Source organism: Candidatus Blastococcus massiliensis AP3, assembly GCF_000582785.1.
In the GTDB taxonomy this organism is placed as follows: domain Bacteria; phylum Actinomycetota; class Actinomycetes; order Mycobacteriales; family Geodermatophilaceae; genus Blastococcus; species Blastococcus massiliensis.
The window spans coordinates 394,985-417,599 of the sequence record NZ_HG931175.1; the positions used below are offsets into that span (position 1 = coordinate 394,985).

At 74.8% G+C, this 22,615-nt stretch carries 21 protein-coding genes; 7 read left to right on the plus strand and 14 right to left on the minus strand.

The window, feature by feature from the left end; translation table 11 throughout:
* The 6 genes from BN344_RS20855 to BN344_RS16090 all read right to left on the minus strand — a co-directional run.
* A partial coding sequence (locus BN344_RS20855) for a zf-HC2 domain-containing protein (protein WP_231486926.1) occupies positions 1–245 on the minus strand: 245 nt, incomplete at its 3' end.
* Positions 242–877, minus strand: coding sequence for a sigma-70 family RNA polymerase sigma factor (locus BN344_RS16070; protein ID WP_040340019.1), 636 nt, complete (start codon positions 875–877; stop codon positions 242–244). The genes BN344_RS16070 and BN344_RS20855, both read right to left, overlap by 4 nt.
* 196 nt (positions 878–1,073) lie before the next feature.
* Positions 1,074–1,937 carry a dioxygenase family protein gene (locus BN344_RS16075; RefSeq protein WP_040339560.1) on the minus strand — a complete coding sequence of 288 codons (864 nt, stop codon included), beginning with the start codon at positions 1,935–1,937 and terminating at the stop codon, positions 1,074–1,076.
* Between the two features lie 74 nt (positions 1,938–2,011).
* Positions 2,012–2,983, minus strand: a complete 972-nt coding sequence (locus BN344_RS16080; protein ID WP_051516025.1) for a quinone oxidoreductase family protein — start codon at positions 2,981–2,983, stop codon at positions 2,012–2,014.
* 11 nt (positions 2,984–2,994) lie between these two features.
* Positions 2,995–3,843: a citryl-CoA lyase gene (locus tag BN344_RS16085; RefSeq protein ID WP_040339561.1), complete on the minus strand. Its 849-nt coding sequence runs from the start codon at positions 3,841–3,843 to the stop codon at positions 2,995–2,997.
* Entirely contained in the window at positions 3,840–5,039 is a 1,200-nt protein-coding gene (locus BN344_RS16090) for a CaiB/BaiF CoA transferase family protein (RefSeq protein WP_040339562.1), read from the minus strand. Before BN344_RS16090 ends, BN344_RS16085 begins: the two co-directional genes overlap by 4 nt.
* Positions 5,040–5,269: 230 nt before the next feature.
* Here BN344_RS16090 and BN344_RS16095 point away from each other — a divergent pair, with 230 nt between their 5' ends.
* From BN344_RS16095 to pdxY, 3 genes are all read left to right on the plus strand, one after another.
* Positions 5,270–6,760, plus strand: coding sequence for an amidohydrolase family protein (locus BN344_RS16095; protein ID WP_051516026.1), 1,491 nt, complete (start codon positions 5,270–5,272; stop codon positions 6,758–6,760).
* A 108-nt stretch (positions 6,761–6,868) separates the two neighbouring features.
* Entirely contained in the window at positions 6,869–7,696 is an 828-nt protein-coding gene (locus BN344_RS16100; RefSeq protein WP_040339563.1) for an IclR family transcriptional regulator domain-containing protein, read from the plus strand.
* Positions 7,697–7,718: 22 nt separating this feature from the next.
* A complete protein-coding gene (gene pdxY, locus BN344_RS16105) occupies positions 7,719–8,570 on the plus strand; it encodes a pyridoxal kinase PdxY (RefSeq protein ID WP_197022355.1) in 852 nt (283 codons plus the stop codon).
* A gap of 6 nt (positions 8,571–8,576) precedes the next feature.
* Here the strand turns inward: pdxY and BN344_RS16110 are convergent, their stop codons facing one another.
* The 3 genes from BN344_RS16110 to BN344_RS16120 all read right to left on the minus strand — a co-directional run bounded on the left by BN344_RS16110 (position 8,577) and on the right by BN344_RS16120 (position 10,789).
* Positions 8,577–9,233, minus strand: a complete 657-nt coding sequence (locus tag BN344_RS16110) for a class I SAM-dependent methyltransferase (protein WP_040339564.1) — start codon at positions 9,231–9,233, stop codon at positions 8,577–8,579.
* 314 nt (positions 9,234–9,547) lie between these two features.
* A complete protein-coding gene (locus tag BN344_RS19210; protein ID WP_051516027.1) occupies positions 9,548–10,405 on the minus strand; it encodes a hypothetical protein in 858 nt (285 codons plus the stop codon).
* 132 nt (positions 10,406–10,537) lie between these two features.
* Positions 10,538–10,789, minus strand: a complete 252-nt coding sequence (locus BN344_RS16120) for a hypothetical protein (protein ID WP_040339565.1) — start codon at positions 10,787–10,789, stop codon at positions 10,538–10,540.
* Positions 10,790–10,922: 133 nt separating this feature from the next.
* On the opposite strand from BN344_RS16120, the gene BN344_RS16125 reads away from it, so the two are divergent.
* Both BN344_RS16125 and BN344_RS16130 read left to right on the plus strand, forming a co-directional pair.
* Entirely contained in the window at positions 10,923–12,539 is a 1,617-nt protein-coding gene (locus BN344_RS16125) for a peptide chain release factor 3 (RefSeq protein WP_040339566.1), read from the plus strand.
* Positions 12,540–12,598: 59 nt separating this feature from the next.
* The gene (locus BN344_RS16130) at positions 12,599–13,252 is read left to right on the plus strand and encodes a phosphoribosyltransferase (RefSeq protein ID WP_040339567.1); all 654 of its coding nucleotides are present in this window, start codon (positions 12,599–12,601) and stop codon (positions 13,250–13,252) included.
* A gap of 10 nt (positions 13,253–13,262) precedes the next feature.
* On the opposite strand, the gene BN344_RS16135 is transcribed toward BN344_RS16130, so the two are convergent.
* The 3 genes from BN344_RS16135 to BN344_RS16145 form a co-directional block, all read right to left on the minus strand.
* Positions 13,263–13,670 carry a four-helix bundle copper-binding protein gene (locus BN344_RS16135; protein WP_040339568.1) on the minus strand — a complete coding sequence of 136 codons (408 nt, stop codon included), beginning with the start codon at positions 13,668–13,670 and terminating at the stop codon, positions 13,263–13,265.
* Between the two features lie 128 nt (positions 13,671–13,798).
* Positions 13,799–14,620, minus strand: coding sequence for a hypothetical protein (locus BN344_RS16140; RefSeq protein ID WP_051516028.1), 822 nt, complete (start codon positions 14,618–14,620; stop codon positions 13,799–13,801).
* Positions 14,590–15,435 (minus strand): hypothetical protein, encoded by an 846-nt coding sequence (locus BN344_RS16145; RefSeq protein ID WP_040339569.1) that lies wholly within the window; start codon positions 15,433–15,435, stop codon positions 14,590–14,592. The genes BN344_RS16140 and BN344_RS16145 overlap by 31 nt, the downstream gene beginning before the upstream one ends.
* A gap of 142 nt (positions 15,436–15,577) precedes the next feature.
* Between BN344_RS16145 and BN344_RS16150 the strand changes: the two genes are divergently transcribed.
* Positions 15,578–18,472 carry a hypothetical protein gene (locus BN344_RS16150; RefSeq protein ID WP_040339570.1) on the plus strand — a complete coding sequence of 965 codons (2,895 nt, stop codon included), beginning with the start codon at positions 15,578–15,580 and terminating at the stop codon, positions 18,470–18,472.
* A gap of 12 nt (positions 18,473–18,484) precedes the next feature.
* Here the strand turns inward: BN344_RS16150 and BN344_RS16155 are convergent, their stop codons facing one another.
* Entirely contained in the window at positions 18,485–19,909 is a 1,425-nt protein-coding gene (locus BN344_RS16155; protein ID WP_040339571.1) for an NADP-dependent succinic semialdehyde dehydrogenase, read from the minus strand.
* A 171-nt stretch (positions 19,910–20,080) separates the two neighbouring features.
* On the opposite strand from BN344_RS16155, the gene BN344_RS16160 reads away from it, so the two are divergent.
* Positions 20,081–21,058, plus strand: coding sequence for a sensor histidine kinase (locus tag BN344_RS16160; protein ID WP_231486928.1), 978 nt, complete (start codon positions 20,081–20,083; stop codon positions 21,056–21,058).
* Here the strand turns inward: BN344_RS16160 and BN344_RS16165 are convergent.
* Positions 21,039–22,523, minus strand: coding sequence for a mannitol dehydrogenase family protein (locus BN344_RS16165; protein ID WP_040339572.1), 1,485 nt, complete (start codon positions 22,521–22,523; stop codon positions 21,039–21,041). The genes BN344_RS16160 and BN344_RS16165 overlap by 20 nt on opposite strands.
* Positions 22,524–22,615 lie beyond the last annotated feature (92 nt).

Consider the following 22,615-nt stretch of genomic DNA (forward strand, 5'->3'; position numbering starts at 1 on the left):
GTGCGCGCCACCTCCGCCCGCAGCCGCTCGCCCAGCGAGCGCGGCGGCTCGGCGGCCGGCGCGGCGCCGGCCATGGCCGCCATGACCTCCGTGGTGTCCTCGACGACCTGCCGGCAGTGCGGGCAGCCGTCGAGGTGCGTGCGGAACAGCTCGGCGTCCTCGGGCTCCAGGGCGTGCAACGCCCAGCCGACCGCGAGTTCCTCGAAGGCCTCGTCGTGGCCGGGACCCGGCCGGGGGGCGGTCATCGCGGGCTCCCGTCCGACGGCGCGGCGGCGCCGCGGCCCTCGCCGGCCGGCCCGGAACTGCCGGCCAGCTGCCCCTTCAGCTTGCGCATCCCCGAGAGCATGCGCGTCTTCACCGTGCCCAGCGGCACGCCGGTCAGCGTGGCCACCTCCCGCTGCGTGTAGCCGCCGTAGTACGCCAGGGCCAGCGCCTCGCGCTGGGTCGGGGGGAGCTCGCCGAGGGCGGTGCGGACCTGCTGGGAGACCATCCGGTCGACGGCCTGCTCCTCGGTGTCCCGCGTCGCGGTCGGTGCGCTCAGCGCCATGTCGTCCTCCGCCCGGCGGCCGCGCCGCCGGTGCCCTTCCTCGCGCCGCACGGCGTCGACCGCCTTGTGGTGCACCATCGCCAGCAGCCAGGAGGAGACGCTCGCGCGCCGCTCGTCGAAGGCCGCCGGGTTGCGCCACACGGACAGGAAGACCTCCTGGACGACGTCCTCGGCGAGCCCGTCGTCGAGCAGGATGCGGCGGGCGAGCGCGAACGCCGGCCGGCCCAGGAGCTCGTAGAGCTCGGCGACGGCCAGCTGGTCCCCCGTGCGGATGCGGGCGAACAGCACCGCGGCGGCCGGGTTGTCCGGCCGGCGTGCCGGTTCGTCCATGATCGCCACGGTATCCGGCGGGCGCCCCTGGCCGGCGGTCGGAGCGCGCACCGGCAGCACACCAGTCCCTGCGGGGGGTCGCACGGCTTCTCCTCGTCGTCGGTGGGCACGCCGTCGACAGCATTCGCGCGCGGCCCCCGATCGGTTCAGCCCTGCCCACCCCGTCCCCCCGGCGAAGCCCTGGCCCGGGGCGCCGTCAGGCCTGGCGCTCCAGCACGAAGTCGTAGCGCGCCTCGACCCACGGCACGTCGCTGCGCCCACCGTCCGGGGTGGGCCCGGGCTGCCGCTCGTCGAAGCGGACGACCAGCTCCTGCTTGGTCCCGAAGACGACGTCGCTGTCGAGGTACTCGGCTCCCTCCTGGAACAGGTGGGTGATCAGCGGCGTGTACCCGGGGACGGCGAGCAGGAAGTGGATGTGCGCCGGGCGGAAGTGGCTGATCGCGGTGCGCGAGATCAGCTCCCCCACCGGGCCGTCCATGGGGATCGTGTAGCCCTTCGGGGCGATGGAGCGCACGCAGTAGCCGCCGTCCTCGCGGGTCGTGTACTTGCCCCGCAGCCGCGCCTCGTCGACCTCCCCGAGCTGGGCCTCGTAGACGCCCTCGTCGTCGGCCTGCCAGACGTCGAACGTCGCCCCGGCCACCGGTGCGCCGTCGAGGTCGCGGACGGTGCCGTGCACGTACAGGGGGACGCCGTCGAGCCCGTCGGACATGTCGCCGCCGTGAGGCAGCTGCGGTGAGTTCTCGATGAAGAAGGGGCCGAGCACCGTCGCGGGCGTCGCCCGCGGGTCGAGCCGGTGGTTCATCTGCACGACCAGCATCGACAGGCCGAGGACGTCCGAGGCGAGGATGAACTCCTCCCGCTTCTCGTCGCTGATCTGCCCGGTGCGGGTCAGCCACTGCATGGCGGTCATCCACTCGGCCTCGGTGAGCCGGACCTCGCGGGCGAAGTCGTGCAGGTGGCGGACGAGCACCGTCATGACCTCGGCGAGCCGCGGATCGCCGGCCGTCGCCCAGCGCTCGACCGCCAGGTCGGTGATGTTGTCCTCGGTGACCAGCTGCACGGTGTCCTCCTGCTGTCCTCGCGGCCGGATCCCGGTCGCTGCCTGTCCCCGCGGTCCGGCGGGGGTCGTGCGGGCTAGGGCGTGAGCACCAGCCGGATGCCGGGGTCGCCGGTGGCCTGGCGGTGCCAGGCGGCGGCGACGTCGGCCAGCGGCACCTCCTCGTGCGCGACGGCCAGCCGGCCGGCGGCCGCGTGCCCGGCGACCGTGGTCAGTGCGTTCCGGCGCTGCGCGGGGGTCAGCGCGTTGTTCGTGTAGCCCAGCACCGAGGCCGACCGGGACCGCAGGGCGGCCGAGGAGAACTCCGCGGTGTCGCCGGACGCGCCGCCCAGGTTCACCAGCCGCCCGCCGTCGGAGAGCACCTGGGCGGCCGCCGTCGCCGCGACGCCGAACACCGGGTCGACGACGAGGTCCAGCCGGCCGCCGAGCGCCTCGCGGAACCGGTCGGCCAGCGTCGCGGTGTCCTGGTCGAGCGCCACCACCTCGTCGGCGCCGGCGGCCAGCGCCCGGTCCCGCGCGGCCCGCGACCGCGCGGCCGCGACCACCCGTCCGGCACCGAGCACCCGGGCCGCGCCCACGGCGACCTGGCCGACGGCCCCGCCGGCGCCGAGCACGAGCACGTGCTCCCCCGCCTGCAGCCCGCCCCGCCAGGTCAGCGACATCCAGGCCGCCACCGCGGACAGGCCCAGGGCCGCCAGCGCGGGGTCGGCGAGCTCGGCGTCGACCGGCACGAGGTCGTCGGGGGCGACGATGCAGCGCTCGGCCAGGCTGCCGTCACCCGGGGCCATCCCCGCGCTGGTGGCGAACCAGACCCGCGTCCCGGGAGCCAGGTGCGGGGAGTTCTCGACCAGCCCGACCCCCTGCACCCCGGGCACGTACGGGACAGCGGGCCGGCCGAAGTAGGAGGTCCCCGAGGCGCACAGCAGGTCCAGCGGCACCAGCGGGGCGGCGGTCACCCGGACCGCGGTCGATCCGGCGACGGGTGCCGGGTCCGGGTGCTCGGCCAGCTCGGGGACCTCTCCCGGGGTGGTCACGACGGCGGCGCGCATCCCCGGCGTCCTCAGGCTCCGGAGCCGGCCGGCGGCAGCGACGGCGGCACGTAGGGGTCGGGGTCGACCGGCCGGTTGTTGAGGTCCACCGACAGGAAGACGTCGTTCGCGACAGGCCGGCGCAGCTCCTCGGCCAGCTGGCCGATCAGGCCGGCGGTACGGGCCAGCAGCGCGAAGCCGCGGAGCAGCTCGCGCGGCAGGCCGAGGTCGGCCAGGGCCGCGCCGCAGACACCGGCGCCGTTGAGCGGCAGCCGCTTGCCCAGGACCTGCTCGTGCACCCGGCCGATCGCCGAGAACAGCGCCAGGTGCGGGCCGACCAGCCCCTCCTCGGTGGCGATCTCGATCAGCCGGGGGGTGCGCGGGTCGCCCTGCTTGTGCACGTGGTGCCCGAGGCCGGGCACGAACCGGCCGGCCGCCCGCTGGGCGGTCACCGTCTCCAGCGCGAGGGCGTCCCAGCCCGTGTCGTCGGTGGGCAGGGCACCGTCCACACCGGTGAGGACGTCGTGCAGGAACCGGCCGCAGTCCTCGGTCACCCCGAGGAAGCGCGAACCACCGCCGAGCAGGCCGGCGGCCAGCGCGCCCTGGATGGAGTCCGGCGCCGACAGGTAGGTCAGCCGGGTCACGATCGCCGTCGGCGTGAAGCCGTGGTCGGCCAGCGCGGCCAGCACCGCCTCGAAGACCCGGGTCTCGCCGGGGCTCGGGCGGCGCTGGGTGGCCAGCCAGAACGAGAGCTCGCCGAAGCCGACGCTGCCCATGACGTCCCGGGCGAGGTCGCTGCCGAGCAGCGTGATCGAGTCCAGGCTCGAGGCACCGAGCGCCGTCGCGTACTCCGCGGTCGGGCGATGGGGTCGGTCGCTCACGCGCTCTCCTCCTCGGCGGCGCTCAGCCAGCTGCGCAACTCGGCGCCGTGCTCGTCGAGCCCCGGCGGTGGCAGCCGGTACTGCGCCTCGGTGGCCGAGAACGTGATGGGGTTGCGGACCGACGGGACCGCGGCCGCGCCCTCCCCGACGCTGACCACGGGGTCCAGGCCGATCTCCTCCGCGAAGGCCACGCCCTGGTCGATGGTGTTGATCGGCCCGCACGGCACGCCGGCACCGATGATGGCGCGGAACCACTCCATCTTGGTACGGGTGCGCAGCCGCTCCACCAGCAGCGGCCGCAGTGCCTCCCGGTTGGCTGTGCGGTCCTCGTTGCGACGGAACCGCGGGTCCTCGACCAGCTCGGGTACGCCGAGGACCTGGCACAGCTTGCGGAACTGCCCGTCGTTCCCCGCGGTGATGATCAGCTCGCCGTCGGCGCACGGCAGCGGCTCGTACGGGAACAGGCTCGGGTGGCTGTTGCCCATCCGGAAGGGCACCACCCCGCCGGCGACATAGGCGCTGGTCTGGTTCACCAGGCCCGACAGCGCCGAGGAGAGCAGGTTGACCTCGACGTGCTGCCCGGTGCCCGTCTCGTGCCGGTGGTTGACCGCGGCGAGGATGCCGATGGTGGCGTGCAGGCCGGCCATCACGTCGAACAGCGCGACTCCGCCGCGGTACGGCTCGCCGTCGGGGTCGCCGGTGAGGCTCATGAAGCCGGAGATCGCCTGCACGATGAGGTCGTAGCCGGGCAGCGCCGCACCGCCGGGGCCGCTGCCGAACCCGCTGATCGACGCGTAGACGATCCGCGGGTTCACCGCCGCGACCGAGTCGTAGTCCAGACCGAAGCGGGCCAGGCCACCGGGCTTGAAGTTCTCGACGAGGACGTCGGCGCGGCGGGAGAGCTCCCGGGCCAGCTCCACGTCGTCGGGGTCCTTGAGGTCCAGCGCGATCGACCGCTTGTTGCGGTTCGCGCCCAGGTAGTAGGTCGAGACCCCCTTGCGCACCGGAGGCTGCCAGGTGCGGGTGTCGTCGCCGCCCGGGCCCTCGACCTTGACCACTTCGGCGCCGAGGTCGGCGAGCAGCATCGTGCTGTACGGACCGGCGAGGATCCGGGAGAAGTCGGCCACCAGCAGCCCGGAGAGTGGCCCCCGGGGTGCCGGAACCTGCCCGGCGGGTCCTGCCACGTCGGCGCTCATCAGCGGTCGGTGCCTCCTCGAACGGCAGGGCGCGGACGGTTGTCCGTCCGGACGGGTGGAGTCTCGACCGCGCTCCGCTGACCTGTCAACCGGAGCCTCGGAGCCTCTCGGACGGCGCGCGGCGATCTGTTGACAGCGCCGACCGGGCGAGCCAGGGTGACCCACATCGCACCGCCTGTCCGGCCGACGGACGTTCGTCCGCAGGTGCGGCCCGACGCCTGGAGGAGACCATGAGCAACCCCGAGCCCACCCCGGAGCACGGCCGCCCGGTGGTCCCGCGGAACGGCACCGTGCTGACGATGGACGCCGCCTGCACCGTGCTGGAAGGCGCCGACGTGCTCGTGGTCGGCGACCGCATCACCGCCGTCGGCCCGGCCCTCGAGGTGCCCGAGGGCACCCAGGAGATCGACGCCGGCGGCGGGATCGTCATGCCCGGGATGATCGACACCCACCGGCACATGTGGCAGACCGCGATGCGCGGCTACGGCGCGGACTGGACCCTCACGCAGTACTTCGTCTGGTACTACCTCGAGCACGGCCGCACCTTCCGCCCCGAGGACGTCGCCGCCGGCAACCGGCTCGCCGCGCTGGAGGCTCTCGAGGCCGGCGTGACCACCACCGTCGACTGGTCACACGGCCTGCAGAGCGTCGACCACGCCGAGGCCGCCGTCGAGGCGCTGCGCTCGGTGCCCGGCCGCTTCGTGCTCGCCTACGGCAACATCCAGGCCGGGCCGTGGGAGTGGACCGCCGACCCGGCCGTGCGTGCCTTCCTCGAGCGGCACCGCGCCGCGGCCGACGACATGCTCGGCCTCCAGCTGGCCTTCGACGTCACCGGCGATCCGGCGTTCCCCGAGAAGGCCGCGTTCGAGGTGGCCCGCGAGCTGGACCTCCCGGTCACCACGCACGCCGGCGTCTGGGGCGCCACCAACGACGACGGCATCCGGCTGATGCACGAGCACGGCTTCATGACCCCCGAGACCGTCTACGTCCACGCCGCCACGCTGACGCCCGACTCCTACCACCGGATCGCGGCCACCGGCGGGTCGATCTCGGTGTCCACCGAGTCCGAGCAGAGCGCCGGGCAGGGCTACCCGCCCACCTGGCAGGTCCGGCGACACGGCATCCCCGTGTCGCTGTCGATGGACACCAGCGTGTGGTGGAGCGCCGACCTGTTCTCCGCGATGCGCAGCACGCTGGGCGCCGACCGGTCCCGCGAGCACTTCGAGGCCCACCTGTCCGGCGAGACGGTCACCCACGTCGCGCTGCGAGCCCGCGACGTCGTGCAGTGGGCCACCCGCGGCGGTGCGACGGCCCTCGGCCGCGACGACCTCGGCTCGCTGCAGCCGGGGATGAAGGCCGACGTCGTCCTGCTGCGCAACGACGACTCCCCGGTGTCCTTCCCGCTGCTCAACCCCCTCGGCCACGTGGCCTTCCAGGCACAGCGCGCCGACGTGCACACCGTGCTCGTCGACGGCCGGGTCGTGAAGCACGCGCACAAGCTGGTCGGTGTCGACGTGACCGCCGTGCGCCGCGAGGTCGAGGCCAGCGTGGAGCACCTGCGGTCCTCGCTCGGGGAGGAGACGTGGGCACAGGGCATGAACCCCGACCTCCCCGACGCCCAGATGCTGGACAACCCGTACCAGTACACCGAGTACAAGTCCGACAGCACGCGGGCCGCTCGCGAGGACGTCTTCGAGGAGCACCTGGCGACCGAGCGTTAGCCACCCGTCCGGAGGAGGGCACGCAGCGCCGGGATCGCGCGATCTCGCACACTGCACCGTGCGGGATCGCGTGATCCCGCACGGCGAGGCGACGAGGGAAGGACCGACATGGCAGGCCGCGGTACCGGCCCCGACTTCGTCGAGGCGCTAGCCCGAGGGCTCGACGTCCTCGCCTGCTTCGACCGCGATGCCCCCACGATGACCCTCTCCGAGGTGGCCGGCGCGGCGGGGCTGGCGCGACCCACCGCCCGGCGGCTGCTGCTCACCCTCGAGGAGCTCGGGTACGTGCGGGCCACCGCCGGCGCCTTCGCGCTCACCCCCAAGGTGCTCACGCTCGGCATGGCCTACGTCAGCGCGCTGGGGCTCTGGGACATCGCGCGGCCGCACCTGGAGTCCCTGGTGGCGCGCACCGGCGAGTCCTCGTCCATGGCGCAACTGGACGGGTCGGACATCGTGTACGTCGCCCGGGTGTCGGTCCCGAAGATCATCGCGCTGCGCGTCGAGGTGGGCACGCGGTTCCCCGCCGTCCAGACGTCGCAGGGCAAGGTCCTCCTGGCGGCCCTCTCCCCCGACGACCTGACCGCGGCGCTCGCCGAGACCAGCCGGGCCGGCCTGCCGCCCTTCATCGGGCGCAGCCCGGAGCGACTGCGCGACGAGCTGACCGAGGTGCGCGCCCGCGGCTGGGCGCTGGCCGACGAGGAACTGGCCCCCGGGGTCCGTTCGGTGGCGGTCCCGGTGCGCGACGGCACCGGCACGGTGCGGGCCGCCATGAACGTGACCGTGCACGCCGCGGAGACCAGCACCGAGCGGCTCCTGCAGGATCACCTGCCCCTGCTGCAGCGCACCGCAGGCGACGTCAGCGCGGAGTGGGCGCTGTGGCAGTCGCGCCCGCACGTGGAGCTGCCCCGCCCGGACAGCGGGTCGGCCAGCGCCTGAGCCGGCGTCTACGTTCTCCCCTGTGCTGAACGTCCTCTCCATCCAGTCCCACGTCGCCTACGGGCACGTGGGCAACGCGGCCGCGGTGTTCCCCCTCCAGCGCCTGGGGGTCGAGGTCTGGCCGGTGCACACCGTGCAGTTCTCCAACCACACCGGCTACGGCCAGTGGACCGGCCGGGTCTTCGACGGCCAGGCCGTCGAGGAGGTGGTGGACGGGATCGCCGACCGCGACGTCCTCGGCCGCTGCGACGCGGTGCTGTCGGGCTACCTGGGCTCGGCGGACATCGGCCACGCCGTCGTCCAGACAGTGTCCCGGGTCCGGGCCGCGAACCCGGACGCCGTCTACTGCTGCGACCCGGTCATCGGCGACGTCGGCCGCGGGGTGTTCGTCCGCCCCGGCATCGAGGACCTCATGCGCGAGGTCGCCGTGCCGGCCGCGGACCTGGTCACCCCCAACCACTACGAGCTCGACCTGCTCGCCGGGGCCACGACCCGGTCCCTGGAGTCGGTGAAGGACGCCGTCGCCGCCGTCCAGGCGCTGGGACCGCGCGTGGTGCTCACGACGTCGCTGGACGCCGAGGACACCCCCGCCGACTCCGTGGACCTGCTGGCCTCGGAGGGCGGGCGGCACCACCGGGTCCGCACGCCGAAGCTGGACGTCTCGGTCAACGGCGCCGGCGACGCCATCGCCGCCCTCTTCCTCGCGCACTGGCTGGAGACCCGCTCCTCGGCCCAGGCGCTGGGTGCGGCTGCCGCGTCGGTGTTCGGGCTTCTGGCCCGGACGGAGGCGGCGGGCTCGCGGGAGATCCTGCTCGTCGAGGCCCAGGACGAGTTCGTCTCCCCGACGCGCACGTTCCCCGTCGAGGAGGTCTGACCGCTCTCAGCCGTCGCGCAGGGCGGTGCCGAGGATCTGCGGGGCGGTGGGTGAGGGCACCCGGCCGGCGGGGAACCGGAAGCGCTCGACGCGCTCGAGGGTGAAACCGGCGGCGGTGATGGCGGCCGCCGTGTCGCGGGAGGTGTGGCAGCCGCCGCCGAGCCTGGGCCACACCGTCCGGTCGAGCAGCGCCTGCACGCGCGCGAACCCGGCCCCGTCGGCCCGGACGTGCTCCCAGAAGTGCAGCCGCCCTCCGGGCCGGAGCACCCGTCGCAGCTCGGCGAGGGCCGGGGCCTGGTCGGGGACGCTGCACAGCACCAGGGAGGCGACGGCGGCGTCGAAGGCGCCGTCCTCGGCCGGGATCCGCTCGGCGACCCCGTCGGCCACGACCACGCGCACTGTGGCCCGCTCCGCTGCCCGGGCCGCCAGTCCCCGCAGGAGCGGCTCCGGCTCGACGGCGAGCACGTCGTCGACCGTCGCCGGGTAGTGCGCGAAGTTGACCCCGGTGCCGGCCCCGATCTCGACGACCCGTCCCGCGATCCCGGTCAGCAGCCGCGCGCGGTGCTCGGCCGCACCGTGCTCCTCCGCCGCCGCGGCGATCCGCACCCACAGCCGCGCGAACCAGGGGTGGTGCACCGCTCCGCCGACCGCGCTCCGGGTCATGGGCCCACCCTGGCCCCGGGCGACCCGCGCGGCAAGGGCCCCTGCGGCGCCCTCTGCCCCTGCTCATGCGCCTGCGCGTTGCCTCGCGGGCAGCCACACAACGGTCTCTCGTACGGCGGCTCGGTTCTGCCGGACACCAGCGCACGTCGCACCGGGGTCCCCCGGGAACTCCGGCGGCCGGCGGCGCGTCCCCCGGTGGGCCGCTCGAGGACACGTGCCGGTGAGACCGCGCGACATCGACGGGCCGAGGACATGCGCTGGGCGGCGACGGCGGAGGGGGTGCAAGCCCCTTCTCGCAGACCTCTGCCGGAGCGTCAGTCGACTCGGACGAGGATCGCGTGGGCCCGCACCAGGCCCTCGGGGTCGATGGCCGCGATCCCCTGGACGATCTCGTCGTCGACGACCGGCACCCACACCTCGACCACTCCCCGGATGCCATCGGCGCTGATGGTGAGTGCGGAGCCCGGAAGTGCGTCGCGCACGGCTGCCTGCAGCATCTGGAGCTTCGCGGCCGTCTGCGGTGCCGCCACCACGCAGATAGGCCCGCCGTAGCGCTGCCGGAGTTGTGCTTCGTGCCGGTCGAGATCGCCGGTGAAGCTGAACGTCAGCACCCCCGCGTCGACGTCGTCCGGTCCGGCGCCGGTCCACGCGGCATCCTGGTCGAGCCAGATGGCGCCGAGATCCGGTTGCTCATCGGCATAGGTCGTAGCTGCGCTCCAGGCCTCCGTCGACATCAGGCGCTCGTCGACCGGCGCCCAGCCACCCTCGGGCGGGTCACAGGGCGTGGAGAAGTCGGAGTCCGGCAATCCGTCCGGCCGGGGCACCGAGTCCGGATCGCCGGGTGGCTCGGTCAGCGTGAACCGGTCCCCGTCCCACGTGCCGACGAGCCCGTAGTCGCCCCAGATGGTGCCGTTCGCCGACTCCTCGTCGTCCACATCGGCCCACTCGAACCCGACGACGTCCGGGCCGCCGCACTGCGGTGGCAGTGACTGCTCGACCCCGCCCAGGCACAGCTGCGGCCCGTGGCCCGGAGACTCCAGGACCGTCGTGCTGACGGCGTACCGCTCGGCTTCCACGGGTTCCGGCGCCGGCGCGCTGCCGGCCGCTTCGGCGCATCCGGCGAGCAGGAGGCCACCGAGGAACAGCGCCGCAGGCCGCCCGGTCCGGGTCATGGCGGCAACGGTAGGGGAGACACCGCCCCCGGAGGCCGTCTGCGGACGACGGGCGCTGGATCGTGATCTCGGGACCATGTCCGGATGCACCTCGGGCCGCCACGTCCGCGGAGAAGGACCGAGCTCATCCCCTCAGGTGCCGCGCTCAGGGTCGGCTGCTGCCGTCCTGCGGGCGCGATCGAGGCGCTGCTCGAAGGCAGCGCGGTGCTCCCGGTCGCGCCTCCGGGCGTCGCGCCAGGCGATGGTGAGCGAGATGACCGTCGCCACCATGGCAGCGGCCGACCACCAGTTGCCCACGACGACGTCGGCGACGAGGAGGGCCCCGGCCGGTACGCCCAGCAGGGCGGCCATCCGGGCTCGCCGGTGCCAGTCGACATCCACCACGCCATGATCATGCGGCAGGGACGCCGTCGCGCGTGACCGACGACGCAGCCGGGACCGCCGCCGAGCGCGGATACTGTCGACTCGTGCCCACTGCTGATCCCGCCCTGTTCCGCGCCGCCCGGACGGCGCCGCGATGAGCGCGGTCGACGAGCGGGCCGCCGGCGCGTCGGCGAAGGCGGCCCTCGCCGAGGCCGGGCGCCGCCGCACGTTCGCCGTCATCAGCCACCCCGATGCCGGCAAGTCCACGCTCACCGAGGCCCTCGCCCTGCACGCCCGGGTCATCGGGCAGGCCGGCGCGGTGCACGGCAAGGCGGGCCGGCGCGGCACGGTGTCGGACTGGATGGACATCGAGAAGCAGCGCGGCATCTCCATCACCTCGGCCGCGCTGCAGTTCGAGTACCGCGACGCGGTGGTGAACCTGCTCGACACCCCCGGCCACTCGGACTTCTCCGAGGACACCTACCGCGTGCTGACCGCCGTGGACGCCGCGGTGATGCTCGTCGACGCCGCCAAGGGCCTCGAGGCGCAGACGATGAAGCTGTTCGCCGTCTGCCGGCACCGCGGCATCCCGGTGCTCACCGTCATCAACAAGTGGGACCGCCCGGGCAAGGACGCCCTGGAGCTCATGGACGAGATTCACGAGCGCACCGGCCTGACGCCGACGCCGCTGACCTGGCCGGTGGGCACTGCCGGCGACTTCCGCGGGGTGCTGGACCGCGCCGACGGCTCCTACCGCCGGTTCACCCGGACGGCCGGCGGTGCGACGATCGCCCCCGAGGAGACGCTGCCGGCCGAGGCCGCCCTGGCCCGCGAGGGCGACGCCTGGCAGCAGGCGGTGGAGGAGGTCGAGCTCCTGGAGGCCAGCGGCCAGGACCACGAGCAGTCGCTCTTCCTGGACGGCGTGACGACGCCGGTGCTGTTCGCCTCCGCGGTCTCCAACTTCGGCGTCGGCGCGCTGCTGGACACCCTCGTCGACCTCGCCCCCGCGCCGACCGGCATGCCGACGGCCGACGGCGCGGTCCGCGAGCTCACCGATCCGTTCAGCGCGTTCGTGTTCAAGGTGCAGGCCGGCATGGACACCGCCCACCGCGACCGGCTGGCCTTCATCCGGATCTGCTCCGGCGTCTTCGAGCGCGGCATGGTCGTGACCCACGCCCGCACCGGCCGCCCCTTCGCGACGAAGTACGCCCAGCACGTGTTCGGCCGCGACCGGGAGAGCATCGACGTCGCCTACCCCGGCGACGTCGTCGGTCTGGTGAACGCGAACGCGCTCGGCGTCGGCGACACCCTGTACGGCGAGCAGCCGGTGCAGTTCCCCCCGCTGACCACCTTCGCGCCCGAGCACTTCGCGGTGTGCCGGGGCCGGGACGCCGCCAAGCACAAGCAGTTCCGCAAGGGCATCGCGCAGCTCGACAGCGAGGGCGTGGTGCAGGTGCTGACGTCCGACCGACGGGGCGACGGGGCGCCGGTCCTCGCTGTCGTCGGGCCCATGCAGTTCGAGGTGGCCACCCACCGGATGGAGCACGAGTTCGGCGCTCCGGTCGACCTCGACCGGCTGCCGTACAGCCTCGCGCTGCGCACCGACGAGGCGTCCGCGCCCGGCATCCTCGCCGCGGCGCGCAACGCCGAGATCCTGCGCCGCGGCGACGGCGAGCTGCTGGCGGTGTTCCCCGACAAGTGGGGGCTGCGGGTGCTCCAGCAGAACAAGCCCGAGCTGCTGCTCGAGCCACTGGTCGCCGCCCAGCTGTGAGGACCGCCGCCGAGGGGTAGGACAGGGGACGCCGCGCCCGCCGTCCAACCGGAGGAGTCATGGCCGGCACACCGTTCCGCGACCGCGTCGACGCCGGGCGTGCGCTCGCCGCGCGCCTCGCGGAGCTGGCCGGTCCGGACCTCGTGGTGCTGGGCCTGCCCCGCGGCGGGGTGGTCGTCGCCGCCGAGGTCGCCCGCGCGCTGGGCGGCGTCCTGGACGTCGTCGTCGTCCGGAAGGTGGGCGTGCCCTGGCAGCCGGAGCTGGCCATGGGGGCCGTCGCCGCCGTGGGGGACGACGTCGAGACGGTGCGCGACGAGCGCGTCCTGGCCGCGCTGCACGTCGACGACGGCACCTTCGACCGCGTGCGTGCCCGAGAGCTCGGGGAGCTGCGCCGCCGTGAGGCCGCCTACCAGCAGGGCCGGCCGCCCCCCGCGCTGTCCGGACGGCCGGTCGTGGTGGTCGACGACGGACTGGCGACCGGTTCGACCATGCGGGCAGCGGTGGCGGCGGTCCGCCGGCAGGCTCCGGCTCGGCTGGTCGTGGCCGTACCCGTGGGCTCCCCCGCCGCGTGCGCGTCCTTCACCGGAGAGGTCGACGAGGTCGTGTGCCTGTGGGCACCCGGGTCGTTCTCCGCGGTCGGCCGGGGCTACGCGAAGTTCCGGGCCACGACCGATGACGAGGTCCGGGCAGCGCTCGCCCGGCCGGCGGGGTGACCGGCGCGGGTCAGCCCAGGGCGTCGATCAGCGCACGGCAGGCCTGCTCGCAGCGGCGGCACGCCTCGGCGCAGATCCGGCAGTGCTCGTGCATCTCGGCGTGCCGGCCGCACTCGTCGCCGCAGGCCCTGCACGCGGCGGCGCAGGCCTCGAGCACGGCCCGCGTGAGGTTCGCGTCGTAGCCGGTGTGCCGGGACAGCACCCGGCCGGTGGCCTCGCAGACGTCCGCGCAGTCGAGGTTGGTGCGGATGCAGGTCCTCAGCTCGGCCACCATGTCCTCGCTGAGGCACGCGTCGGCGCAGGCGGTGCACGCCTGGGCGCACTCGACGCACGCCTCGATGCACGCGGTCAGCGCATCCCGGTCGACACCTCCGAGGTCCTTCGGGTAGGTGGCCAGCATCTGGGCTGCGACGGTCACGGCTTCCTCCAGGGATCGGTCCGGCCCGGCGGCGGTTCCGCCCGCCGGGGGCTCGCGCCGTCGCAGGTCCTACCCGCGGGACGTGCGCCGGCACATGACGATCGCGTGGAGTGCCCGGTCGCCGGAGTTCAGCCGTCGGACAGGGTCGCGGTGATCCGCGTGATGGTGCTCTCCTCCACCGGCAGGTGCGGCAGGACCGTGGGCAGCTCGTCCGGTTCCAGCCCCGTGTCGGCCAGGGCCGCGAGCAGCAGGTCGGCCTCGGTCGGCGGCACCGGGACGGTGCAGCCGGACGCCTCGAGCGCCGCGCGGGCCAGGAACAGCGCGCCGGCGAGGCCGTCGTCGGGCGCGGGCACCTCCGGCACCGGCACGGCGGCGCGGGTGGCGGTCTCGGCCGCACGCACCAGCGAGAGCGGCAACCCCTCGGTCTCCACCTCCAGCAGCGGCTGGGCCCCGAGCGCGGCGAGGACGAGGTGCTCGGCGGCGATCCGGAGCGGCGCCTCCCACTCCCCCGCGCGCACGACCGCGGCCAGGTCGCCGGCGTCCTCACCGACGTCGTCGGCGAGCTCGGCCCACGCCGCCGGGCGGTCGGTGCGGGCGCGCTCGGCCGCCGTCACGCAGGTGGCGTGCACGAACGGCACGAGCACCTCGTCGTCGAACCGCTCGGCGTGCACCGTCCCGTCGGGGGCCAGGGCGTTGAGCGCGTCCTGGAAGCTCCCCGGCACCGCGTCGCCGAGGTCGAGCCGGCCGTCGTCGTCGCTGCTCAGGGGCAGCCCGCCGGCTGCCCGCTCCCCCAGCGTCGGCCCGCTGGGCTGCGGCACGCCGGCCCGCAGCCGCAGGTGCGGTCGGTCGGAGAGCCCCACCGCCCAGGCACAGGCCTCGGCGATCAGCGCCGGGGTCCGCTCGCGCAGGACCTCCCGGGTCAGGAGCCCCATCCAGTCGACGTCGAACACGCCTCCACTGTCCCCGACGCCGTCGACCCGAGCCCGAGCACACCGGAAGCGGTGGCGACGGCGGCCACGGCACCGTCGCGCAGCTGTGCCATCCCGACGAGGGCCTGGACGTGGTCGAGGTGATGGCCGGAGGAGGTGGGGCCGCACGGGGGCCGGACGCCGGCCTCGCGCACGAGCCGCCGTCCGGCGAGCAGCGGGTGCCGCCGGGCGGAGAGCTCCCCCTCGTCGCCCGCGTCGACGGCCACGAGGTGCACGCTGGCCGCCGCCTCCAGGGTGAAGCTCCCCAGGGTCGCGGCGCGCCGGAAGTCGTCCGACGAGCACGGCGGTTCCGGGCGGTGCGGCGCGCCGCCCCGCAGCAGGCGGTCCCGGTCCCGGGCGAACGCCGCGTGGACCAGCGTGGCCGCGGCGGCCAGCGCATCCGCCCACCCGCCGGCCAGCCACGCCGCGGCGACGCAGGCCTCGACGAGGTCGGCCCGGCGACGCACGCCGGGCCGCCAGTCGAGCAGGTGCAGCACCCCGGCGTCCTCGACGGAGGCCGCCAGATCGCGGTCGGAGACGAGGCCGGCGTGGCTGCGCCCGGCGCAGCACTCCCCGCCGTCCTCGACGACGAGCACCCGGTGGTGGGCGGTGACGTGGTCGAGCAGCGAGTCGCCGAGCCACTCGAGTCGCTGGAAACGGTGCCCGCGGGGGTCGAGGAGCGCGGCGACGTCGGAGCGGCGCAGTGGCGCCGTCGTGCCGAGAGCACGGGCCAGCGCCAGGGCCTCGTCGGGGGACGCGGCCCGTCGACGGTGCGGCGGCGGCACGGTGGACGGCACCCCGATTCCTCGGCGTCCGGGACCCTCCGGTGAACGGTTCCGGGCCGCCGTCTCCCCCCTCGGTGGGGGGTGGTCAGACCCACGCCGCGGACTGCCGATGGACGCACTGGTTCCCGAACTCCGGGGGCCAGGAGGGACGTCCATGACCCGGGGGATCGCACCCGAGCACGCGGCAGCCGACACCGACGACGAGGAATCGCGCGCCGAGGCCCTCGAGGCCCCGCCGGAGATCACCGTCGAGGACGTCCGCGTCGACGCCCGGCTCTTCACCGAGCACGAGGTCCGGCACGTGGCTCGGCGCATCAGCCCGTCCGCCGCCCTGTTCATCGCCGTCGCCGTCCTCGCCGGCGCGACGACCGGGCTCGTCGTCTGGGCCTTCCCGAGTCAGGCACCGCCGGACTACCACGGCGTCTCCGCCGGCGGGCTGATGGCGCTGGCCGGCATCGTCCCCGCGGTCCTGGCGGCGGTGGCGACCGGCCGACCGGTCACCCGCCTCGACGGCGGGCAGATCATGCTGCGCGGCCTCAGCCGGTGGGTCGTCGGCTGCTACGCCGTGGCGTGGCTGGCCGCCTTCCTGGTGCCGCTGTTCAGCCTCGTCACCCCGTGGGGCTGGCTGGGCAGTCCGGCCGGCCTCGGCGCGGGCCTCGGCCTCCTCGTGCTGACGACGCTCATGACGCCCGCGCTGTTCATGGTGCTGGCCGGCCGCCTCCACCCGAGGGAGAGCACGCTGCTCGCCGTCGCCCGGGCCAGCCGGCCGGCGCGGCGCGACCCCTCGCCCGAGGACCTGCGCAGCCGGTGCGCCCTGGTGAAGGACCTCCGGGACCTGGCCCGCAGCGAGTTCCAGTCCGGCGACCGGCGGGCCGTCCGCTACCGCATGGCCGGGCTCGCCACGATCGCCGCCCGCACGGACGTCCACGACGTCGTCGAGCTGGCCCTGGACGAGCTGGGGCTGGTCTGCCAGGAGGTGGTCCTCGACCGCGACCTCGCGCGCGAGGGCGTCGCCGTCCTCTCGGAGGCGGCGCGGTCCCTGCCGCCGGCCGAGTTCTCCCTGCACCGCCGCGCCGTGCACGAGCTCATCCGCGTGTGGAGCGCGGTCGTGCGCGGGGGCAGCTCCGACACGCTCCGGGACGAGACGGTCGACGGCATCGTCGCGATCGCCGGGCTGCGCGGCGACGAGGAGCTGCCGCTGCTGGCGATGCTCCTGGCGGAGTTCGCCGAGGACGCCGAGGTTCCCCAGGACCGGCTGGCCGCCGCCATGCGGAGCATCGAGCGGCGCGTCGACTTCGTCCACCTGCCCACCGGCCCGGCCGCCACCGCCTGGGCGAGGGCGCGCGGCCGCCTCGACCCCGGCGGCTTCACCCTCCTGCTGGCCCGGTACACCGCCCTCACCGCGTCCGGCCGCGTCACCGACTCGGCGCGGACCATCGCCGAGGCGGCGGCCGCCCTGGCGCTCTCGGACGCCGAGGAGCACCGGCTGCGCAGCAAGCCCCTCGTCACCGCCGTCGCCGCCGCGGTCGGTTCCGAGCACAGCAAGGCCCTGCTGCGGGCGGCGGTCCTGGCGGTGTGGATCGGCCACCCGGCGGCCGACGAGGCCCGGGGCGTGCTGCTCGCCGAGACGGTCCGCAACCTGCCGCGGATGGACGCCGACGACCTCGACGACCTGGTCGACCGCGTCACGCAACTGCCGGACGACCTGCTGCTCGACCGGTGTGCTCCGGCCCTCATCCCGGCGCTGGACGCCGCTGTCGCTCCGCTCCTCAAACCACCGGGTGAGGACGACGCCGCGCTGCACGACGCCCGCCAGCGCGCGCTCGTGCTGCTGGTGACCGAGATCCGCACGGCCGCCGTGATGCGCGATCCGCGCCTGGCCGATCCCCTGGACGGCAGGATCGAGGAGCTCTTCGCCCGCCTCGTGGACGGCGCGCGCACGGGCGCCCTCGTGAGCGAGCCCAGCGAGATCCTGCGGCGGCGCACCGCGTTCCTCATCCACCGCGTGGAGGCGCTGGACGCCGCGGCCGCGCGCACGGTCGCGGCTCCCGCGGTGCCCCTGCTGCTCACCGCCGGCGGTGTGTTCGGGCCCGCCTGGTTGCTGTGGTCCCAGGAGGCCGGCAACCGACCGCTGCGGGAGCAGATCCCCCCGGAGTGGGTGGCGGGCATCGTTCCCGCACTCGTCACCGTGCGCGCCTCCATGGCCGCCGCAGGAGAGGACACCCCGCTGGGACTGCCCACCGCCGACCCCCACACCGTGCACGGATGGACGTGGGGCGCCGCGGCGGAGACGGCGACCGACGCCCTGCCCGGCCTGCTGTCCCTCCTGCCCGCTCCGGCGCTCGACCAGGCCATGGCCGCGCTGCACCGGTGGGTCAACCAGGGGCCGCCGGCCGACTCCGGCCAGGACGGCGTCGCGGCCCGCGCCGCGGAGGCGCTCGGCATGCTGCCCGAGGTGGCCGCTGACGACGCCCGCGCCACCCTGCTGGCCTACCACCGGACCGCGCTGGAGCTCTCCCTGCACGGCCTGTGGTGGCTCCCCGGCACGGTGGCCGAGCCCGACCCCGCCCGGACGACGATCGCCGGCGAGATCCTGAGCACCGCGACGCCGCGGCTGCTGCGCGCGAGCCACAACCTGGCGCTCCAGGTGCTCGAGGCGCTCGTGCGCACCTGGTGGTCGGGGATCACGGCGGGCCACCGGGTGGACCCGGCCGCGCTCGCCGCCGTGCGCAGGGCCGCGCTCGCGCGCCCGCCCGTGCGGAGTTTCGTGGAGGCGAACCTCAGGGCTCCCGGCGTGCCCGGCGAGGTGCTGCAGCGGCTGCTCGGCCTCGGCGGTCGGAGCCGGCCCGGGGGCGGCCAGCCGCACGGCGGTCGTGGTTCCGCCCAGCAGCGCCCGGGAGGCACGACCGCTGGTCGGCGGCGGCAGGACCGCCCGGCGTCCCCCGAGCTGCCGCGCCAGCGACGTCCCCGTCCTGCCGAGCCCGCGGACGACGGAGGCGCACCTCCGACGCCCGATCCCGGCGGCACCCGTCCGGCGGTCGAGAGCTGACCGCCGGACGGGTCACTCCGCCGCGGCCTCCGCGGTCCTGCCCTCGCCCTGCTCGCTGCCCGGGGGCCCGATCCACACGGTCTTGGCGTTCATGAACTCGCGCATGCCGAGCTCGGTGAGCTCGCGGCCGTAGCCGCTCTGCTTGACCCCGCCGAAGGGCAGTTCCGGGTAGCTGGTGGTCATGCCGTTGATGAACGCCATGCCGGAGGCGATGTCGCGGACGAACTGCGCGCGCTCGTCCTCGTCCTCGCTCCAGAGGTTGCTGCCCAGGCCGTAGGGGTGGCTGTTGGCGATCTCGATGGCCTCCTCGAGCGAGTCGACCTGGAACAGCGCGGCGACCGGGCCGAACACCTCCTCGGCGTAGAGGTCCATCTCCGGGGTGATCCCGGTCAGCAGCGTGGGCTCGTAGAACCAACCGGGCCGGTCGACCCGCTGTCCGCCGACGACGACGGTGCCGCCCTTGGCGACGGCGTCCTGCACGTACTCCTCGACGTCCTCGAGCCCGGACTCGGTGGCCAGCGGCCCCACCTGGGTGGCGTCGTCCATCGGGTCGCCCACCGTGAGCGCGGCGATCTTCTCGGCGAACAGCCGGGTGAACTCGTCGGCGACGTCGCGGTGGACGAAGAAGCGCTTGGCGGCGATGCAGCTCTGCCCGTTGTTCTGGTTCCTCGACGTGACCGCGACCTCCGCGGCCCGGTCCAGGTGCGCCGAGGGCATCACGATGAACGGGTCGCTGCCACCGAGTTCGAGCACGGTCGGCTTCAGGGCGTCTCCGGCGATCGAGGCGACCGACTGCCCCGCGGGGGCGCTGCCGGTGAGCGTGGCCGCGGCCACCCGGTCGTCGCGCAGCACCCGCTCGATGGCCGACGAGCCGATGAGCAGGGTCTGGAAGACGTCGCCGGGGAAACCGGCCCGGCGGAACAGCTCCTCCATGTACAGCGCGGTCTGCGGCACGTTGCTGGCGTGCTTGAGCAGCCCGACGTTGCCGGCCATGAGCGCGGGGGCGGCGAACCGCATGGCCTGCCAGAGCGGGAAGTTCCACGGCATGATCGCCAGCACGACGCCGAGGGGCTGGTGGACGACGTACGCACGGGTCGCGCCGACGGCCTCGGCGTCCCGCGGCTGCGGCTCCAGGAGCGCCGGCCCGTGCTCGGCGTACCAGCGCAGCGCCGCGGCGCACTTGCCCACCTCCGCCTTCGCCGAGGCGAGGGTCTTGCCCATCTCCGTGGTCATCAGCTCGGCGACCTCGTCGGTGTCCTCGTCGAGGAGGTCCGCGGCGGCGCGGAGCCAGCCGACCCGCTGCTCGGGCGACGTGCGCCGGTAGCGGGCCGCCGCCACGGCGGCGCGCGCGAGCTTCTCCTCGAGAGCGGTGTCCGAGAGCGGCTCGAAGGTCCGGAGCGTCTCTCCGGTGGTGGGGTTGATGGTGGCGATGGCCATGCTGGATCCCTCCGTCGGTCGCGTTGCTCCCCTGCCCGGGGCATCGCCGGCGAAACGGCGACCGAACGGCCCCGGAAGCCGGTGCATGACCCGGGGTCGCTCGGGTAAGGACGCCCACGGGACACGGGTGCAGCAGGGCGCTCGTGCCCCTCGTGTGCGGGGGTTCCATCCGTGAGTGTGTCGAGCCTGGCGGGCTGTCTCCAGTCCACCGGCCGCGAGTTCCCGCACGATGCGCTCCTCTACCGGGACGACGACCATCTGCGGCACGTCGTGGCACCGTTCCTCCGCGAGGGTCTGGCCGGCGGCGACGCCGCCGTCGTCGCGACGACGCCGCGCGTCGCGGGGCTGGTGCGGGAGGCGGTGGGCGAGCACCCGTTGCTGCACGTGCTGGACCGGCACACCGCCTACCGGTCCCGCACCCCGACGGCCATCACCACGTTCCGCCGGCTCGCCGAGCAGTACTCCGGCGAGGGCGTCCAGCGGGTCCGCGTGGTCGGCGAGGTCGACTTCGGCGCCACGGAGCGGGACTGGCTGGAGTGGCAGCGCTACGAGTCGGTGATCAACGAGGCGCTGGCGGACTGGCCGCTGTGGGGAGTGTGCGTCTTCGACACCCAGCGCCTCCCGCCGCCGCTGCTCGACTCCGCCGTCGCCACCCACTCGTGCCTGCTGGGCCCCGGCGGGCGGGCCGCCAACCCGGCCTTCGTCGAACCCGCCGAGTACCTGCGCAACCTGCCGGTGCCGGACGAGCCGCTCGAGGCCACTCCGCCCCGGCTCGCCGCACCGGACGTCTCCGACTTCGTGGGCCTCCGGCATGCCGTCGCCGGCGAGCTGTCCAGCACCGGCGCCGACGGCGACCTCGTCGAGGACTTCCTGCTGGCCGTGGACGAGATGGTGTCCAACGCCGTGCGGCACGGCCTGCCCCCCGTGAGCCTGCGGTTGTGGACGGCCGAGGACCGCATCGTCTGCACCATCGGCGACGGCGGCCCCGGCTGGGACGACCCGTTCGCCGGGTACGGCCCGGCGCACGGCGACGACCTCTCCCGAGGCGGCATGGGCCTGTGGCTCGCCCGGCAGCTGTGCGACCACGTCGACATCTACACCGCCGGCGACTCCGGCGTCCGGGTGCGCCTCACCGTCCGCCTGCGCTGAGCACCTGCTCCAGGGCCGCCCGGGTCCCCTGGCCGCGCACCAGGCCGAGGGTCCGGCGGTAGGTGTCGGCGAACCGGGTGTCGTCGACGAGGTCCCCGAACAGCTCCCGGTCGGAGACGAACGCCAGCGGGTCCTCGTCCTGCCGTCGGGCGGCGGCCGCGAGCCGGTCCCGCAGCGGGTCGACCACCTCGATCGGCGCGCCGTCCTCACCGATCCCTTCCGCGTACCGCGCCCAGCCGGCCAGCACGGCCACCGAGCAGCCGATCTCGCCGCCGGACGCGAGGTTGGCGCGCAGCACCGGCAGCAGGAACTTCGGGATCCGGTCGGAGCTCTCCGCGCACAGCCGGGCGAGCGTGTCGCGCATGTTCGGGTTGGAGAACCGGCCGATCAGGTCGGCCTTGTACGAGTCCAGGTCGATGCCGGGCACCGGGGCCAGGGTGGGCGTCGCCTCGCGGTCCAGGTAGCCGTGCAGGAACCGGCGGAACAACGGGTCCTGGCAGACGTCGTGCATGAAGGTGTAGCCCGCGAGCGTGCCCAGGTAGCCCATCGCCTGGTGGCTGCCGTTGAGCAGCCGCAGCTTCATCAGCTCGTAGGGCTCGACGTCCTCGACGACCTGCACGCCGGCTTCCTCGAGCGGAGGCCGTCCGCAGGCGAACCGGTCCTCGAGGACCCACTGCGTCCAGGGCTCGCAGACCACCGGCCAGCCGTCGGCCACGCCGAACCGCCGGCGCAGCTCGGTGCGGTGCACGTCGGTGGTGGCCGGGGTGATCCGGTCGACCATCGAGTTCGGGAACGCCACTTCGCGGTCGACCCACTGCCCCAGCCCGGGATCCCGCAGGCCCGCGAAGGCGGCGAAGCTCCGGCGGGCCACCTCGCCGTTGCCGGGGATGTTGTCGCAGGACATGACGGTGAACGGCGCGATGCCCCGCCGCCTCCGGCGCACCAGCGCCTCGGTGACCAGACCGAAGCTGGTCCGTGGCACCGCCCCGGGCCGCAGGTCCGCGACGATCCCGGGATCGGCGCCCTCGAACGCGCCGGTGACCGGCGAGACGTTGTAGCCGCCCTCGGTCACGGTCAGCGACACGATGCGGACGGCGGGGTCGGCCATCCGCTCGACGACGGCCTCGGGGTCGTCGGGAGCGAGCAGGTACTCGACGACGGAGCCGACCACCCGGGCGGAGAGGAACCCGTCGGGATGGGTGACGACCAGCGTGTAGAGGCAGTCCTGCGCCGCCATCACCTCGGCCATCCGCCGGTCACCCGGCAGGACGCCGACGCCGCAGATCCCCCAGTCCAGCGCCCGGCCGTCCTCCATGAGCCGGTCGAGGTACATCGCCTGGTGCGAGCGGTGGAAGCCCCCGACGCCCAGGTGCACGATGCCGACCCGGACCTTCCCGCGGTCGTAGCCGGGCGTGGAGACCGAGGCGCTCAGCAGGGGAAGGGTGCGGGAGGACAGGGCGGGCACCCCGCGAGCTTGCCCCGTGGAGCAGGTCCGTAACGGGAGGGGCGAACCGAATGCCGTTCGAGGATGTGGGATCGTCGCACCTACACGTCGAG

What these genes read in the sequence shown, in the direction of transcription:
- BN344_RS16070 (WP_040340019.1), bottom strand. Translation starts at nt 877, where the DNA reads ATGGACGAACCGGCACGCCGGCCGGACAACCCGGCCGCCGCGGTGCTG.
- BN344_RS16080 (WP_051516025.1), bottom strand. Translation starts at nt 2,983, where the DNA reads ATGCGCGCCGCCGTCGTGACCACCCCGGGAGAGGTCCCCGAGCTGGCC.
- BN344_RS16090 (WP_040339562.1), bottom strand. Translation starts at nt 5,039, where the DNA reads ATGAGCGCCGACGTGGCAGGACCCGCCGGGCAGGTTCCGGCACCCCGG.
- BN344_RS16095 (WP_051516026.1), top strand. Translation starts at nt 5,270, where the DNA reads ATGAGCAACCCCGAGCCCACCCCGGAGCACGGCCGCCCGGTGGTCCCG.
- BN344_RS16100 (WP_040339563.1), top strand. Translation starts at nt 6,869, where the DNA reads ATGGCAGGCCGCGGTACCGGCCCCGACTTCGTCGAGGCGCTAGCCCGA.
- BN344_RS16110 (WP_040339564.1), bottom strand. Translation starts at nt 9,233, where the DNA reads ATGACCCGGAGCGCGGTCGGCGGAGCGGTGCACCACCCCTGGTTCGCG.
- BN344_RS19210 (WP_051516027.1), bottom strand. Translation starts at nt 10,405, where the DNA reads ATGACCCGGACCGGGCGGCCTGCGGCGCTGTTCCTCGGTGGCCTCCTG.
- BN344_RS16125 (WP_040339566.1), top strand. Translation starts at nt 10,923, where the DNA reads ATGAGCGCGGTCGACGAGCGGGCCGCCGGCGCGTCGGCGAAGGCGGCC.
- BN344_RS16130 (WP_040339567.1), top strand. Translation starts at nt 12,599, where the DNA reads ATGGCCGGCACACCGTTCCGCGACCGCGTCGACGCCGGGCGTGCGCTC.
- BN344_RS16150 (WP_040339570.1), top strand. Translation starts at nt 15,578, where the DNA reads ATGACCCGGGGGATCGCACCCGAGCACGCGGCAGCCGACACCGACGAC.
- BN344_RS16155 (WP_040339571.1), bottom strand. Translation starts at nt 19,909, where the DNA reads ATGGCCATCGCCACCATCAACCCCACCACCGGAGAGACGCTCCGGACC.